Genomic DNA, 14646 nt, shown 5'->3' with positions numbered 1-14646 from the left:
TTATTTCCCTCATTTTTTCAATTGGTTAGACTGGATCCGAAGCTCTCACAAGGGGAAAAGGGATAGCAGCGATGTTCGTGGCGGCGACGCCTACTCCGCCGTCTGCTCCCGCAACCCCGCCACATCCTTCGCCGTCAGCCTCGACCCCTTCGTGCCAAACCGCGCCGTGACGTAATTCGCCACCGCCGCAATCTCGTCATCGCTATACGCGTTGCCGAATGCCGGCATCGACAGCGCCCCGTCGGGCGTATTCCGCTTGGTGCCTGAGATCACGATCTGCGCGACGTTGGTAGCCGCGGGGTCGTTGACGGCCCAGGTGCCGGTCAGCGTTGCCATCGGCGAGACCGGGCTCTCGCCGCTCCAGCCGTGGCAGCTGGCGCAGGCGCTGGCGAACATTTTCTTGCCGCGCGCGTCCGCCGTGACGCCGTCCTTGTGCGAGGCAGGCGCGACGGGTGCGGTGGTTGCGGGCAGGTCGGGCGAGGGCTGTGGTGGCACGCTGCGCAGATAAGCGACGATGCTGCTTATGTCCTCAGGCGCGAACTGGCTGAAGCTGTGGTCGACCGCTTCGCCCATCGGACCCGACGCCGAGCCGTGGCCGGGCGCATGGCCGAGCGACAGATAGGAGATCAGGTCCTCGTCACGCCAATTGCCGAGGCCGGTGGCCTTGTCGGAGGAGATGTTGAAGGCGCGCCACCCCGCCGTGATCGCGCCTGCGAACTTCTTGCGGTTGTCCAGCGCAAAGCCGAGATTGCGCGGCGTGTGGCATTCGCCGCAATGCGCGAGCGCTTCCGCGAGATAGGCGCCGCGATTCCATTCCGGGCTCTTCGACGTATCAGGCGCAAAGCGCGTGTCGGGATTGAACACGGCCGACCAGACAATCATCGCCCAGCGCTGGTTGAACGGGAAGGACAGCGTGTTCTCCGGCGGCTTCGCGCGCACCGCAGGCAGGCTGAACAGATAGGCCTTCACCGCCAGCACGTCCTCGTCGGTCATATAGGTGTAGGACGTGTAGGGCATCGCCGGATAGAGCCGGGCGCCGTCATGGCGCTTGCCGCGCTGGACGGCGTTGAGGAAATCCTGGTCGCTGTAATTGCCGATGCCGGTGTCCTTGTCCGGCGTGATGTTGGTGGAATAGAGCGTGCCGAACGGCAGCTTGAAGCCGAGCCCGCCGGAATAGTCCTTCTCGCCCGGCTTGGTGTGGCAGACCATGCAGTCGGCGGCCTTGGCCAGATATTCGCCGCGTTCGACCAGGCTCGCCTTCTCCAGCTTGGCCGGCACGCCGGCCGGCTTGCCGGCACGGTAATCCGCTAGCGCCACTTTGGTGCCGCCCGCGAAGTCGAGCGGACCGGGGCCGCGGATGATCCAGACGCCGAGCGCCACCACGACAATGGCGATCACGATGATGCCAGTGAAGATACGCATCTTGCCGCTCATGCCTTTTTCCCCGCAGCCAGCAGTTTCCGATCGATCGGCAGGCGCCGCAGCGCGACGCCGGTTGCCGCGTAAATGGCGTTGCGCAGCGCCGGCGGTCCGGCATTGACGCCGGCCTCACCGATGCCGCCGGGCGCCTCGCCGCTCTTGACCACGATCACCTCGATCTTCGGCATCTCGTTGATGCGCATCATGCGGTAGTCGTGGAAATTCGACTGCTGCACGCGGCCCTTCTCGATGGTGATCTCGCCATAGAGCGCGGCGGTGAGGCCGAACACCAGGCCACCCTCGATCTGCGCCTTCACTGTATCGGGGTTGACCGCGATGCCGGTGTCCACCACCGATGTGATGCGGCGGAGCGTGATCTCGCCGATATCGTCGATCTCCGCTTCCACCACGGTGGCGAGGAAGCTCGCGAAAGACGGCTGCACGCAGACGCCACGACCGACGCGCGGTGGCAGCGGTTGGCCCCAGCCGGATTTCTCGGCGGCGAGATTGAGCACCGCGAGCATGCGCGGATTCTTCGTCAGCATGGAGCGGCGGAATTCGACGGGGTCCTTGCCGGCTTTGCGCGCCAGCTCGTCCATCGCGCATTCGACCGCGAACACGTTGTTGTTCGGACCGACGCCGCGCCAGAAGCCGGTCGGCACCGCCGGCGGTTCGGCGCGGACATATTCGACATGGAAATTGGCGAAGTCGTAGGGCGCATCCACCGCGGCATCGACCGCGTCGATATCGATACCCTTCTGGAACGCCGGTGGCAGCCAGCGCGCCAGCACGGCGGAGCCGGCGACCTTGTACTTCCAGGCCGCGACCTTGCCGTCGACCAGCGATGCCGTGACCTGGTCGCGATAGACCGGGCGGTAGACGTCGTGCTGGATGTCCTCCTCGCGGGTCCATATCACCTTGACGGGATAATCGACCTGCTTTGCGATCTTCACGGCGGCCACCACCATGTCCGGCTCGAGCTTGCGGCCGAAGCCGCCGCCGAGCAGATGCTGGTTGACGATCACCTTGTCGACCGGGAGGCCCGCGGCCTTCGCCGCCTCCGACTGCACGCGTGTCATGATCTGCGTGCCGGTCCAGATCTCGCAGGCATCAGGCCTGACGTGAACGGTGGCGTTGATCGGTTCCATCGAGGCATGCGCGAGGAAGGGCAGTTCGAAGCTCGCCTCGAACCTGTCGCCGCTTGCGAGCCCCTTGGCGATGTCGCCGACCGATTTCGCGACCACGCCGTCTTTCTCGCTGGCGGCGCGCAGATGCCGCCATATATCCTCCGTGCTGAGCTTGGCGTTCGGTCCCTCGTCCCACTCGATCTTGAGCGCATCGAGGCCTTTCTTGGCGGCCCACATGTGGTCGCCGATCACGGCGACCGTGTCCTCGAGCACCACGATTTTGCGCACGCCCGGGATTTTTGTCGCCGCACTGTCGTCGACCTTGCCGACCTTGCCGCCAAAGACCGGGCAATTGGCGATCGCTGCGATCTTCATGCCGGGCAGGATCGCGTCTATGCCGTAGACGACCTTGCCGTTGACCTTGTCCGGCGTGTCGAGCCGCTTCAGCGGCTGGCCGATGATGACGAAGTCCTTGGGGTCCTTGACCGAAACATCCTTCGGCGGCGTCTGGCCCTGTGCGGCCAGTGCCAGTTCGCCATAGCCGAGCCTGCGGCCGCTTGCGGCGTGCACGACCTCGCCTTTCGACGCGGTGCAGCTTGCAGGCTCGACCTGCCATTGCACTGCTGCAGCCTGCACCAGCATCGCGCGCGCACTGGCGCCGGCTGCGCGCAATGGTTTCCACCAGGCACGGATCGAGGTCGAACCACCCGTGGCCTGCAAGCCGAAGGCGGGATTGGCGTAGAGCTTGTCGTTGGGCGGCGCATGCAGCACGGCGACCTTTGCCCAATCGGCGTCCAGCTCTTCGGCCAGGATCATCGCAATCGAAGTATAGACCCCCTGGCCCATCTCCACCTGCGGCATCATCAGGACGGTGCGGCCGGTCTCGTGGATGCGGATGAAGGCGTTGGGCGCGAACTTGCCGTCGGTCGTGTCCTTCGGCTGCTCCGGCTCGTTGACGGCGGCGCGTAGCGGCAGGTGGAAGGCGAGCAGGAAGCCGGTGGCGAGACCGCCGGTCAGAAGCGCACGGCGGGAGACGTCAGGAAGAGTCTTGTCGGTGGTCATGGCGGACCTCATGACTGACGACCGGAGGCGGCCTGCTTGATGGCCTCGCGGATGCGCACATAGGTGCCGCAGCGGCAGATGTTGCCAGCCATCGCGGCGTCGATGTCGGAATCGTCAGGGCTGGGCGTTGCCGCCAGGAGTGCCGCGGCCGCCATGATCTGGCCGGACTGGCAGTAGCCGCACTGGACCACTTCGGCATCGAGCCAGGCCTTCTGCACCTTCGCGCCCGCAGGCGTGCTGCCGACATGCTCGATCGTCGTGATGGCGCGGTTCGCGACCGCGCTGACCGGCAAGACGCAGGAACGGACGGCCTTGCCATCGACGTGCACCGTGCAGGCGCCGCACTGCGCGATGCCGCAGCCGAACTTGGTGCCGGTCATCCCGAGGACGTCGCGCAGGACCCACAGCAGCGGCATTTCAGGTGGCGCGTCGAACGATTTCGTTTCGCCGTTGATGGTGAGAACAGTTGCCATATGCATCCCCTTGCTCGCTCGATCGCTTACGGCGATCTAGTCAGCGAATTTGCGCGCACAATAATCATATCGATGCGAAACGATGAAGCGTCGACATTTCCGGCAATGCATATTTGCGTAGCGAGCGCGTCAGGCCATGACGTTCACGAATTTGTGCGGCGATCGCTGCGGTGATTTTGGGCTAATTGATATGATAATCGTCATTTTCTGACGCTTTTTCTTCACATGCGCCGTTGCTCGCCGCAGATGATCGTGCGAATGCGCAAAATCATGCGATGACGAAACTCGTGCGATTATGGAAGTCGATCGACGGCGCGGACTTCTTACGCGATCAATTGCGGCGACTCATTGATGTGCCCTCTCACCTTGTGGGAGAGGGCAGCGACGCCCGTAGACGCAGGCTCACTCGGGTGAGGGTCCGTCTCCGCGTACGGGCACCGTTGTGCATCAACCGGCAAAGGGAAGCCTGATCGTGAACGAGGCACCACCGTGCTCCCGATTACTCGCTGATATGAACCCGTTGTGCGCTTCGATAATGGTGCGCGCAATGGACAGGCCCATGCCCATGCCTTCCGCTTTGCTGGTGTAAACGGCTCGAACGGTCACCGCCGGCGCTTGCTTGTGCGCACAGAAGGCCAAGCCGCGCTATCGGGCGTCGCCATGGATCAATAGGCGCAAATGTAGTTTCCGTAAGCATCGTAGCAACTGCGGCGGTACGCAGCAGTGCCAACGGCAGCCGCGCCGACCGCTGCCGCTCCTACACCGTAGCCCCGATAGCCGTAGCCGCGATAGCCGCCTCGATAGCCCGCGCCGCGCACCGCAACAGCGCCGCCGCCCCGCGGTCCTCGAACTGCGACCGCACCGCCGCGGTAAGCGCCGCCACCCCGATAGGCACCTCCGCCGCGCCGGGCCTCGGCATCATCGGGGATCAAGCAGGCGGTGAGCAAAACGAAAGCGGCAAGAGAAGCAAGAATGAAGCGGAGCATGACAGAAACCCTTCCATGAATTCCTTAAGCCCCGCTCGCGAGATTGCGGCTCACTCCGCGCGTGAGCTTGATGTAGATCAATCGAACCCGCGCATTTGCGACGCCTACGCTATGTTCAGCCGCACCTGAGGCGCTTCCGTCACCTTTCGGTGACGCAAGTGCGAAGAGGGAGGTCCGCCATGCATCCGAGGAAGCTTCTTTCGATCAAGTCAGCGACGGTCGCGGGCATCGCCGCCAGCGGCCTGCTTGGGCTTGCAACCCTGTCGCTCAGTCCAACCCCAGCCAAGGCGGTGATTTACTGCCAGTACGTAGAATATCCGGCGGGTTGCGTTGCTCGGGCAGGCGTCGTGCTCAGGCCGCGCCCGGTGGCGCGCGCCGCAGTCCGTCATAACGCCGGTGGCAATGCGAATGGTGGCGTCAATCGCGTTGGAGCCGGGCGGTAAAGGCCGGTTTCGCAAGCCAGCAAGAAGCCGTCATCGTTTCGTCCCGGTGGCGGCTTTTCTTTGTCTGGCGGGGATAGGCCACTGGCTCGCATCGCGTGGCTCCGACAAGGAGAGAAGGGAGGAATGGAAATTTCGGAATAATAGCATTCTACGCCTGTTTTGCCCGACGCCGCAAGCGCTTCAGAGGCGCCTGGATCGACGGATTCATCGGGCGCTTAAGCCATTGAGTCTGCTCGCCCCGGCTACTGTGCATGGGGTTGTTTTCGAGGTTTTTGATTCAGGGACGCCATCGCGTCGCCGCCGCAACCGCGTCGCGACGACCCTCAGCTCTGCCGAAAGCCCATCCGGAAGGCGCCCCAGTGCTTGCCGCGGATCATGATCGGCGAGGACAGGTCCTTCATCAGCACGAACTGCCCGCCGCCCATGTCGCGGCGATAGGTCTGGAGCAGGAACGGCTTGGTGTTGGCCGCGACCTTCTGCACCGCGCGATCGGTGAACAGGCGGCGGTTGCGGCAATTGGCGTTATTCCAGACCGGGTCCTTGCCCTGCGGCAGGCGGTAGTTCGGGTTGTGCGTCGGCAGATAGCCGCCCTTGGCCCAGGCGACGCAGAACACGATGCGGGGATCGGACTTCTGGATCGGATCCTGAATTGCGGGCAGCACGCGGTCGGTGAAGTCGACATAGTTAGTGTTGTACTGCTTGGGATCGGTGCCGGGGATTTCCCGATAGTTCTCGTCCATGAACTGGTCGAGCGTGATCTCGCCGCGCCCGATGGCGGCTTCGAACTCGTCCGAGATCCGCTTGGCGGTCTCGACGACGATTCGGATCAGCGGCGCATCCGACGTCTCGACGCCGCTGTCTGCGATCAGCGCGATCAGGCCTTCGGACGTGTCGAGCAGTTTGGTCACGCGCTGATCCGCGTTTTTGAGATCGCGCGAAGAGAGGTCGACGCCCTTGGCGAGCTCGTTGAGCTCGCTGATGACGCTGTCGCAATGTCCGAGATTGGAAGTCGCCGCGCGCGTGACGCTGCCGATCTCCGCTTCCACCGAGGCGAAGCCCTGCTGGACCCGCGAGATGATGCCGGAGATCCGCTGGGCGCCTTCGCCGGCCGTCTTCGCGCGCTGCGAAGCATCGCTGCTCTCGCCGATCAGGCCTTCGATCTGGCCGTCGAGATCGCGCACGGTGTCGGAGATCTGGTGTGTGGCCTGGCGGGTGGCTTCCGCGAGGTTCTTGACCTCGCTTGCGACCACCGCGAAGCCGCGGCCGGCATTGCCGGCGCGTGCTGCCTCGATGGTGGCGTTGAGCGCGAGCAGGTTGGTCTGCTTCGCGATCGCCTCGATCGAGCCGGACACTTTTGCCACCTGCGCCAGCGCGGAGCCGACGGCGCTGAGCCGCGCCTCGATGCGTTCGACGGCTGCGACGAGTTCGGAGATGTGGCTCACCGCGGCATCGACTGCGCCGCGCGACTGCGCGATCTCGCCGACCGCCGCCGACGTGGTCGTTTGAACCGCCTGCGACGCATTGGCGATGTCGTGGTTGGCCGACACCATCGTCTCGGCGGTTTCCTGGAGATGATGAAACCGTTCCGACTGGTTCGCGACGCGGCTTGCGACTTCCTGGACGTTGCCGGCGATGTCGGCGAGTTCCACGCCGAGGCCGCCGATGCGGTCGGCGAGCTGATCGATCAGCCGCTCGGCAAGCGTTCGGTTGGAGCCGGTGTCCAGTACTGCAAGTTGTACGACGGACATGTCTTGAGAGTCCTCCAGTCAGAGCCGTTCGCCGGCTCTCCGCGGCATTCCCATTCCAATTCCGGTCTTAAGAGGTGATTCGCGCGTTGGCGTCTTGCCTGAGCGCGCACTAGAGCTTGTAGGCCGTCCGAAATCCGCCCCAGTGCCGGCCCTGCACGCGGATCGGAACGTCGATCTCGCGCATCATCACAGTATTTCCGTTGCCCATGTCGCGCGCATAGCTCTGCACCAGATACGAGCGCAGGTTGCGCGCGGCAGCCAACCCCGCCGGATCGTTGAACATCCGCCGGTTGCGGCTGTTGGCTGTGTTCCAGGCGGCATCGCCCGGCCGCTGCGGATGCGAATAGATCTTGTTGTGCACCGGCAGGAAGCCGTTGCGATCGACCATGGCGCAGAACGCCAAGCGCGGGTCCTTTGCCAGAAACGCTTCCTGGAACGACGGCAGCGCGCGGTCGGCCCAGTCCAGATATCGGGTGCGGTACTGCTGCGGATTGGTTCCGGCGATTTCTGCATAATCGGTGTCGAAGAGGTCCTCGATCTTCACCTCGCCGCGAGCAACCGCCTGCTCGAAGATTCCGGTCAGCGCGTTGCCCGCTTCCATGGCGCGGGTGACGAACTCCGTGTTCTCTTCATGGATCGACCAGAGCCTGTCCTCGATCTTCTCGCGGAGCGCGGCATCGGGATTGACGAATTGCGCTCGGGCGCCGGCCTTGGACTGCTCGACCACGCGCAGGCGGCAGGCGCCGACGCCTTCGAGGGTGCCTTCGATCATGGCTTGCGATGCAAGGCGGCCCGCGTCGGCGCCGCCGATCAGCACGCCGTCCATCGCTATCTCGTAGACCGGCAGCACGCCGCGGGCGGTTTCGAGCTTGAGATGGCAGGGCAGCCGCTCGGTCTTGCGGCGGTCGTCGTGCTCGCTCTGGCGCAGCAGCACGGCACAGCGCGATTTCAGTTTCTGTGCGAAGGCGGTCACGGCCTTGCCGGCGCTCGCGACGTTCTCGCCGTGGCTCTCGGCCGCCTTGGTCGCAGCATCGATCTCGGCTGCGCTTTCGCCGACCGAGATGATGAACTGCGACGCGCTTGTCGCGTTGCCGGAGACTTCGCTGGTGGTGGCGTTCTGTTCGGCGACCGCGCCGTTGACGGTCTCGAATACCGGGCGGATGGCCTCAATCGCCTGCGAGATGCGGTGCACCGCATCCGCGGAGCCGGCGGCGTCGCGCTGCAGCGCGTCGATCTTTTTGGTGATCTCCTCCGTCGCGCCCTGGGTTGCACCGCGAGTGCCTTGACCTCGGTGGCGACGACCGCAAAGCCTCTTCCCGCGGCGCCCGCACGCGCGGCCTCGATGGTCGAGTTGAGCGCGAGCAGCGTCGTCTGCCGCGCGATCTGCGCGATCAGATTGACGACGTTGCCGATGGCGGCCGAGGATTCGCGCAGGCGATCGACGTTGGCGCGGGCTTCCTGTGCCGCGGCGCTGGCCTCGTCGGCGAGCTTGCCGGCCTCGCGAACCTGCGCCCCGATGCCCAGCGCCGACTGGGTGAATTTGTCGGCGGCATGGCCGAAGGTGGAGGCGTTCGATTGCGCGGCATTGGTCCGGCCGGTGAGGGCGTCGGTGCGGTCGCGAATGGCGGCAAGCGTCGTCGCAGTCGCCTCGGCGCCGCCGGCCACCGAATTGGCGGCGCGCTCGAGCTGGCGAATCATGGCGCCCAGCTCAAGTTCCAGCAGTTCCAGGATTTCCTTGGCCGAATCGCTTTCGACGGCCGCGGCAGGCTCGGAATGGGCCGCCGGCTGTGCAGCCTGCGGGGCCGCCGCAGTTGCAGTCATGTCCGGCAGACGCTTCCGAAATAGTCCGAATGCCATCAGGTCTCTCTTGTCGGGGGACGGTCGGACGCTATTTTCGCAGGCTGGAATGAAATCAGGGTTAACGATGCCTGACATCTAGGCACGGGCCCATACGGTGTTACCTTAAAGTCGTAGAGCCTCTTTCTTTCCAGGGGGATGGCGGCCTATAAGGCCGCGCTTCCCACGCTCACCTTGGCGCACGATTCCCCTAGAGAAGATCACGCATGGCCGGACATTCCCAATTCAAGAACATCATGCACCGCAAGGGGCGGCAGGATGCCCAGAAGTCGAAACTGTTCGGCAAGCTGGCGCGGGAAATCACCGTCGCGGCCAAGCTGGGGACGCCCGACCCCAACATGAACCCGCGCCTGCGTGCGGCCATCACGGCGGCGCGCCAGGAGAACATGCCGAAGGACAATATCGAGCGCGCCGTCAAGAAGGCGCTCGGTAATGACGGCGAGAACTATGACGAGATCCGCTACGAGGGTTACGGACCCGGCGGCGTTGCCGTCATCGTCGAGGCGCTGACCGACAACCGCAACCGCGCGGCTTCCGACATCCGCTCCTTCTTCACAAAGTCCGGCGGCAATCTCGGCGAAACCGGCTCGGTGTCCTTCATGTTCGACCGCACCGGCATCGTCGAATACGACCGCAGCGTCGCCTCCGACGATGCGGTGCTGGATGCCGCGATCGAGGCCGGCGCCGACGACGTGATCTCGACCGAAGCCGGCCACGAGATCTATGCTTCGACGGAAGGCTATCGCGACGTCGCCAAGGCGCTGGAAGCCAAGTTCGGTGAGCCGCGCAAGGCCGCGCTGATCTGGAAACCGCAGAACACGGTCGCGGTCGACGACGAGACCGGCGAGAAGCTGCTCAAGCTGATGGACCTGCTCAACGAGCACGACGACGTCCAGCACGTCTACGCCAATTTCGAGGTGTCGGACGCGCTGCTGGCGAAGATGGGCGGGTAGGGGGCCACTTCCCCTGTTACTTCCGTTCTGTTTCTGTTTCCCCCACGGCGGCCAGCCGCTATCACTGGCCCATGACGACGCTCCCGATTCGTGGCCCCGTTCGCATCATCGGCATCGACCCTGGCCTGCGCCGCACCGGCTGGGGCGTGATCGAGGCCGAGGGCAATCGCCTGATCTACGTCGCCTGCGGCTCGGTGGAGCCGCCGGACGATTTGCCGCTGGCGAGCCGGCTGCTCGCGATCCATGAGGGGCTGGCCGCTGTCCTGTCCGGTCACAAGCCGATGGAAGCCGCGGTCGAGCAGACTTTCGTCAACAAGGACGGCGTCGCGACGCTGAAGCTCGGCCAGGCCCGCGGCGTCGCCATGCTCGCGCCCGCGATGTTCGGCATCAGCGTTGCCGAATACGCGCCGAACCAGGTGAAAAAGACGGTGGTCGGCGCCGGCCACGCCGACAAGCAGCAGATCGCGATGATGCTCAAGATCTTGCTGCCCAAGGCCGATCCGCCGTCCGCGGACGCCGCCGACGCGCTCGCCATCGCCATCACCCACGCCCATCATCGCCAGAGCACCGCGCTGCGGCTGAAGGTGGCAGGCTTATGATCGGCAAGCTCAAGGGCCTGATCGATTCCTACGGCGAGGATTTCGTCATCCTCGACGTCGGCGGTGTCGGTTATCAGGTGCATTGCTCGACGCGCACGCTGCAGCATCTGCCCTCGCCGGGCGAGGCCGCCGTGCTGTCGATCGAGACCTATGTTCGCGAGGACCAGATCAAACTGTTCGGCTTCCACAGCGACCAGGAGCGCGAATGGTTTCGCCTGCTCCAGACCGTGCAGGGCGTCGGCGCCAAGGTCGCGCTCGCCGTGCTCGGTACGCTGCAGCCGTCCGACCTCGCCAACGCGATCGCGTTGCGCGACAAGGCTGCGGTGGCGCGCACGCCCGGTGTCGGCCCCAAAGTCGCGGAGCGCATCGTCACCGAACTGAAGGACAAGGCGCCGGCCTTCGCCAATGTCGATCCGGCGATCGTGCACCTCGCCGGTGCCGTCGACGACCAGCGCGCGCCGCGACCCGTGGCGGACGCGATCTCAGCGCTGGTCAATCTCGGCTACGGCCAGCCGCAGGCGGCGGCGGCGATCGCATCGGCCGCGCGCAGCGCGGGCGAGAGCGCCGGGACCGCACAGCTCATCCGGCTGGGCCTGAAGGAGCTGTCGAAGTGAGCGCGGAAATGGTCAATCTCGTAGGGTGGGCAAAGCGAAGCGTGCCCACCATCTATAGAGCGATCAGCGACATGGTGAGCACGGCGCGAAGAGCGCCTTTGCCCACCGTACGATTTTCGGGAGTCCGTTGAGTGAGCGATCCCAAGGCCAACCGCATGGTCACGCCCGAGCGCCGCAGCGATGATGTCGGCGACACCGCGCTGCGCCCGCAATCGCTGTCCGACTTCGTCGGCCAGCAGCAGGCGCGCAAGAATCTGTCCATCTTCATCGAGGCGGCGCGCAAGCGCGGTGAGGCGCTGGATCACGTGTTGTTCGTCGGTCCCCCCGGCCTCGGCAAGACCACGCTGGCGCAGATCGTGGCCAAGGAGCTCGGCGTCGGCTTTCGCGCCACGTCGGGCCCGGTGATCGCCAAGGCCGGCGATCTCGCCGCACTCCTCACCAATCTCGAAGAGCGCGACGTGCTCTTCATCGACGAGATCCATCGCCTCAGCCCTGCAGTGGAAGAGGTGCTCTATCCCGCGATGGAGGACTTTCAGCTCGACCTCATCATCGGCGAGGGCCCGGCGGCGCGCTCGGTGAAGATCGAGCTGTCGAAATTCACCCTCGTCGGCGCCACCACGCGCGCCGGCCTGCTCACCAATCCCTTGCGCGACCGCTTCGGCATTCCGATCCGGTTGAATTTCTACACGATCGAAGAGCTTGAGAGCATCGTCACCCGTGGCGCACGCGTGCTCAACGTCGGCATGAGCGCGGATGGCGCCAACGAGATCGCGCGACGCGCGCGCGGCACGCCACGCATCGCCGGCCGGCTGCTCCGCCGCGTGCGCGATTTTGCTTCGGCGGCCGATGCCGACAGGATCGATCGCAAGATTGCCGATCACGCGCTGAGCGCGCTCGAGGTCGATGCCGCCGGCCTTGATGCGATGGACCGCCGTTACCTCACGACCATCGCACAGAACTATGGCGGCGGCCCGGTCGGCGTCGAGACGATGGCCGCCGCGTTGTCCGAGCCGCGCGACGCGATCGAGGACATCATCGAGCCCTATCTGATCCAGTGTGGCTATCTGCAGCGGACGCCGCGCGGCCGCCTGCTCACCTCGCACGCCTTCCGCCATCTCGGGATAGCCGAGCCCTCGCGCGATGCGGCGGCACAGTTCGGCCTGTTCGGGACCGACGAGAGCGACGACTGATCTACGCAAGTGCAGCCTGCTCGGGCCGTCATGAATTTCCGGTCATCTCGTGCAGAGGGTCTGCACAAACGCACCCCATTTCCGCTCCAATAGGATCGCATCACGAAGCCGCATCACGATCGGGCTGCCATGATCACGCGCCGTCATTTCTTCCGTTCCATCGGCGGCCTGTCCGCCCTCGGTGTCTCGACCGCGGCCTATGGCGTCGGCGTCGAGCCGATGCTGCGGCTTCGGGTCACCCGCTATCATCCAACCCCGCGGCAATGGCCGGCGGATTTTCCGCTGAAGATCGCCGTGATCGCCGACGTCCATGCCTGCGATCCCTGGATGTCGCTGGAGCGGATCGAGGCCATCGTCGATCGCACCAATGCGCTCAACGCGGATATCATCGTTCTGCTCGGCGACTATGTCGCCGGTCTGCACCAGGTCACGCGCATCATTCCAGCGAGCGAATGGGCCAAGGTGCTGGCCGGCCTGAAAGCGCCGCTCGGCGTGCATGCCGTCATGGGCACTCATGATTATTGGGCGGACAGGACCGTACAGCAGGCCGGCCACGGGCAGACGGTCGCGCATCGCGCGCTGGAGGCGGCCGGCATTCCCGTCTACGAGAACGACGTCGTGCGGCTCGCCAAGGACGGCCGCGCGTTCTGGCTCGCCGGCCTCGGCGATCAGCTCGCCTTTCTGCCGGCGCGGCGCTTCCGGAGCACGGGGCGCTTCGGCGCCGACGATCTCGACGCGACGCTCGCCAAGGTCACCGACGATGCGCCGATCATCCTGCTCGCGCATGAGCCCAATATCGCGCCGCGCGTGCCCACCCGCGTCGCGTTGCAACTGTCCGGCCACACCCATGGCGGCCAGGTCCGCCTGCTCGGCTGGTCGCCGGCGGTTCCGCCGCAGCACGGCCTCCGGCTCGCCTACGGTCATGTCCGGCTGAAATGCGACGTCATCATCTCCGGCGGCCTCGGTTGCAGCATCATGCCGCTCCGCGTCGGCGTGCCGCCGGAGATCGTCGAGGTGACGCTGGGTCGGGGGCCTTTGATCGTCTAGCCGCGCTTGCGCAGCCGGCCGTTTTTGCGCAAAACGGACCGGTTACCGAAAGCGAAGAGGCTCGTGACGTGACAGCTCATCTCGACGGCGAGATCCGCGACGGCCGCCACCACATGCAGGTCCGCGTCTACTACGAGGACACGGATTTTTCCGGCATCGTCTATCACGCCAACTATTTGCGCTTCATGGAGCGCGGACGGACCAATCATCTGCGGCTGATGGGCGCCGAGCAGCAGGCATTGTTCGAGCAGGCCGAGGCGGAAGACGCAAGCTTCGCCTTCGTGGTGCGTTCGATGCATCTCGATTTCCTCAAGCCTGCCCGGATGGACGATGTGCTCGATGTCGTGACCTGGCCGGTCGCGGTGAAGGGCGCCTCCATCATGCTGGCGCAGGAGGTGCGCCGCGGCGAGGAGGTGTTGGTGAAGGCCGAGGTGCGCGTCGCCTTCATCAGCGGCGGCCGCGCCCAGCCGATCCCGAAATCGATCCGCGCCTTGATGAAGGCTGATCTGATTTCGTGATCGGGCGATAGCGGACGGCCTCTCGACTCCCCCGCGCGCGGCGATAGATTGCACTCCCGCCAACCGATGAGGCCCTCATGTCGCGCCCGCCGCTTCCGCCCTTCACCCGTGAGACCGCCGCGCAGAAGGCGCGTATGGCCGAGGATGCCTGGAATTCGCGCGACCCGGTGCGCGTCTCGCTCGCCTATACCGAGGACAGCCGCTGGCGCAATCGCTCCGAGGTTTTTCAGGGTCGCGAAGCCATCGTCGCGTTCCTCACCCGCAAATGGGAGAAGGAGCACGACTACCGCCTGATCAAGGACCTCTGGGCGTTCGACGATAACCGCATCGCCGTGCGCTTCCAGTACGAATGGCACGATGCGAGCGGCCAGTGGTACCGCTCCTACGGCAACGAGCAGTGGGAGTTCGACGAGCACGGCCTGATGCGGCGGCGCGAGGCTTCGATCAACGACGTGGTGATCGCGGAGAAGGACCGGCGGTTTCACTGGCCGGCACCGGGGCCGAGGCCGGCGGATGTGGCGGGGCTGGGAACGGACCCTTTCTGAGCCGAGAAACAACTGTCACCCCTCATGGTGAGGAGCCGCGAAGCTGCGTCTCGAACCATGCAGGC

General features: G+C 65.2%; 13 protein-coding genes and 2 pseudogenes. 8 read left to right on the top strand and 7 right to left on the bottom strand.

Annotation, left to right across the window (positions count from 1 at the left end):
• Positions 1 to 90: 90 nt before the first annotated feature.
• The 5 genes and pseudogenes from IVB41_RS13660 to IVB41_RS13640 form a co-directional block, all read right to left on the bottom strand.
• Entirely contained in the window at positions 91 to 1434 is a 1344-nt protein-coding gene (locus IVB41_RS13660; protein ID WP_247431850.1) for a cytochrome c, read from the bottom strand.
• Complete coding sequence (locus tag IVB41_RS13655) at positions 1431 to 3608, bottom strand: molybdopterin cofactor-binding domain-containing protein (RefSeq protein WP_247431847.1); 2178 nt, start codon at positions 3606 to 3608, stop codon at positions 1431 to 1433. The genes IVB41_RS13660 and IVB41_RS13655 overlap by 4 nt, the downstream gene beginning before the upstream one ends.
• Before the next feature lie 8 nt (positions 3609 to 3616).
• Positions 3617 to 4081: a (2Fe-2S)-binding protein gene (locus IVB41_RS13650; protein ID WP_247406390.1), complete on the bottom strand. Its 465-nt coding sequence runs from the start codon at positions 4079 to 4081 to the stop codon at positions 3617 to 3619.
• Positions 4082 to 4528: 447 nt separating this feature from the next.
• Positions 4529 to 4669 (bottom strand): annotated as a pseudogene (locus IVB41_RS13645) (ATP-binding protein); the annotation flags it as partial.
• A 77-nt stretch (positions 4670 to 4746) separates the two neighbouring features.
• Complete coding sequence (locus IVB41_RS13640) at positions 4747 to 5067, bottom strand: hypothetical protein (protein ID WP_081747973.1); 321 nt, start codon at positions 5065 to 5067, stop codon at positions 4747 to 4749.
• 179 nt (positions 5068 to 5246) lie between these two features.
• Here IVB41_RS13640 and IVB41_RS13635 point away from each other — a divergent pair, with 179 nt between their 5' ends.
• Positions 5247 to 5510 carry a hypothetical protein gene (locus IVB41_RS13635; RefSeq protein WP_007599963.1) on the top strand — a complete coding sequence of 88 codons (264 nt, stop codon included), beginning with the start codon at positions 5247 to 5249 and terminating at the stop codon, positions 5508 to 5510.
• Between the two features lie 323 nt (positions 5511 to 5833).
• On the opposite strand, the gene IVB41_RS13630 is transcribed toward IVB41_RS13635, so the two are convergent.
• Positions 5834 to 7258, bottom strand: coding sequence for a methyl-accepting chemotaxis protein (locus tag IVB41_RS13630; protein ID WP_247431842.1), 1425 nt, complete (start codon positions 7256 to 7258; stop codon positions 5834 to 5836).
• Between the two features lie 109 nt (positions 7259 to 7367).
• Positions 7368 to 9115: pseudogene (locus IVB41_RS13625) on the bottom strand (methyl-accepting chemotaxis protein).
• Between the two features lie 206 nt (positions 9116 to 9321).
• Between IVB41_RS13625 and IVB41_RS13620 the strand changes: the two are divergent.
• From IVB41_RS13620 to IVB41_RS13590, 7 genes are all read left to right on the top strand, one after another.
• Positions 9322 to 10068: a YebC/PmpR family DNA-binding transcriptional regulator gene (locus IVB41_RS13620; protein ID WP_247431839.1), complete on the top strand. Its 747-nt coding sequence runs from the start codon at positions 9322 to 9324 to the stop codon at positions 10066 to 10068.
• A 71-nt stretch (positions 10069 to 10139) separates the two neighbouring features.
• The gene (ruvC, locus tag IVB41_RS13615; RefSeq protein ID WP_007599969.1) at positions 10140 to 10667 is read left to right on the top strand and encodes a crossover junction endodeoxyribonuclease RuvC; all 528 of its coding nucleotides are present in this window, start codon (positions 10140 to 10142) and stop codon (positions 10665 to 10667) included.
• The gene (gene ruvA / locus IVB41_RS13610) at positions 10664 to 11281 is read left to right on the top strand and encodes a Holliday junction branch migration protein RuvA (RefSeq protein WP_247431836.1); all 618 of its coding nucleotides are present in this window, start codon (positions 10664 to 10666) and stop codon (positions 11279 to 11281) included. The genes ruvC and ruvA overlap by 4 nt, the downstream gene beginning before the upstream one ends.
• 155 nt (positions 11282 to 11436) lie before the next feature.
• Positions 11437 to 12471 (top strand): Holliday junction branch migration DNA helicase RuvB, encoded by a 1035-nt coding sequence (gene ruvB / locus IVB41_RS13605; RefSeq protein ID WP_197031222.1) that lies wholly within the window; start codon positions 11437 to 11439, stop codon positions 12469 to 12471.
• A gap of 129 nt (positions 12472 to 12600) precedes the next feature.
• A complete protein-coding gene (locus tag IVB41_RS13600) occupies positions 12601 to 13518 on the top strand; it encodes a metallophosphoesterase (protein ID WP_247431834.1) in 918 nt (305 codons plus the stop codon).
• Positions 13519 to 13631: 113 nt separating this feature from the next.
• A complete protein-coding gene (gene ybgC / locus IVB41_RS13595) occupies positions 13632 to 14036 on the top strand; it encodes a tol-pal system-associated acyl-CoA thioesterase (RefSeq protein WP_247432859.1) in 405 nt (134 codons plus the stop codon).
• A gap of 77 nt (positions 14037 to 14113) precedes the next feature.
• Complete coding sequence (locus tag IVB41_RS13590) at positions 14114 to 14581, top strand: nuclear transport factor 2 family protein (protein ID WP_247431831.1); 468 nt, start codon at positions 14114 to 14116, stop codon at positions 14579 to 14581.
• Positions 14582 to 14646 lie beyond the last annotated feature (65 nt).

The organism is Bradyrhizobium sp. 44, assembly GCF_023073095.1.
In the GTDB taxonomy this organism is placed as follows: Bacteria; Pseudomonadota; Alphaproteobacteria; order Rhizobiales; family Xanthobacteraceae; genus Bradyrhizobium.
Note: the sequence above shows the minus strand (reverse complement) of the source record. Positions and strands in the feature narration are given on the sequence as shown.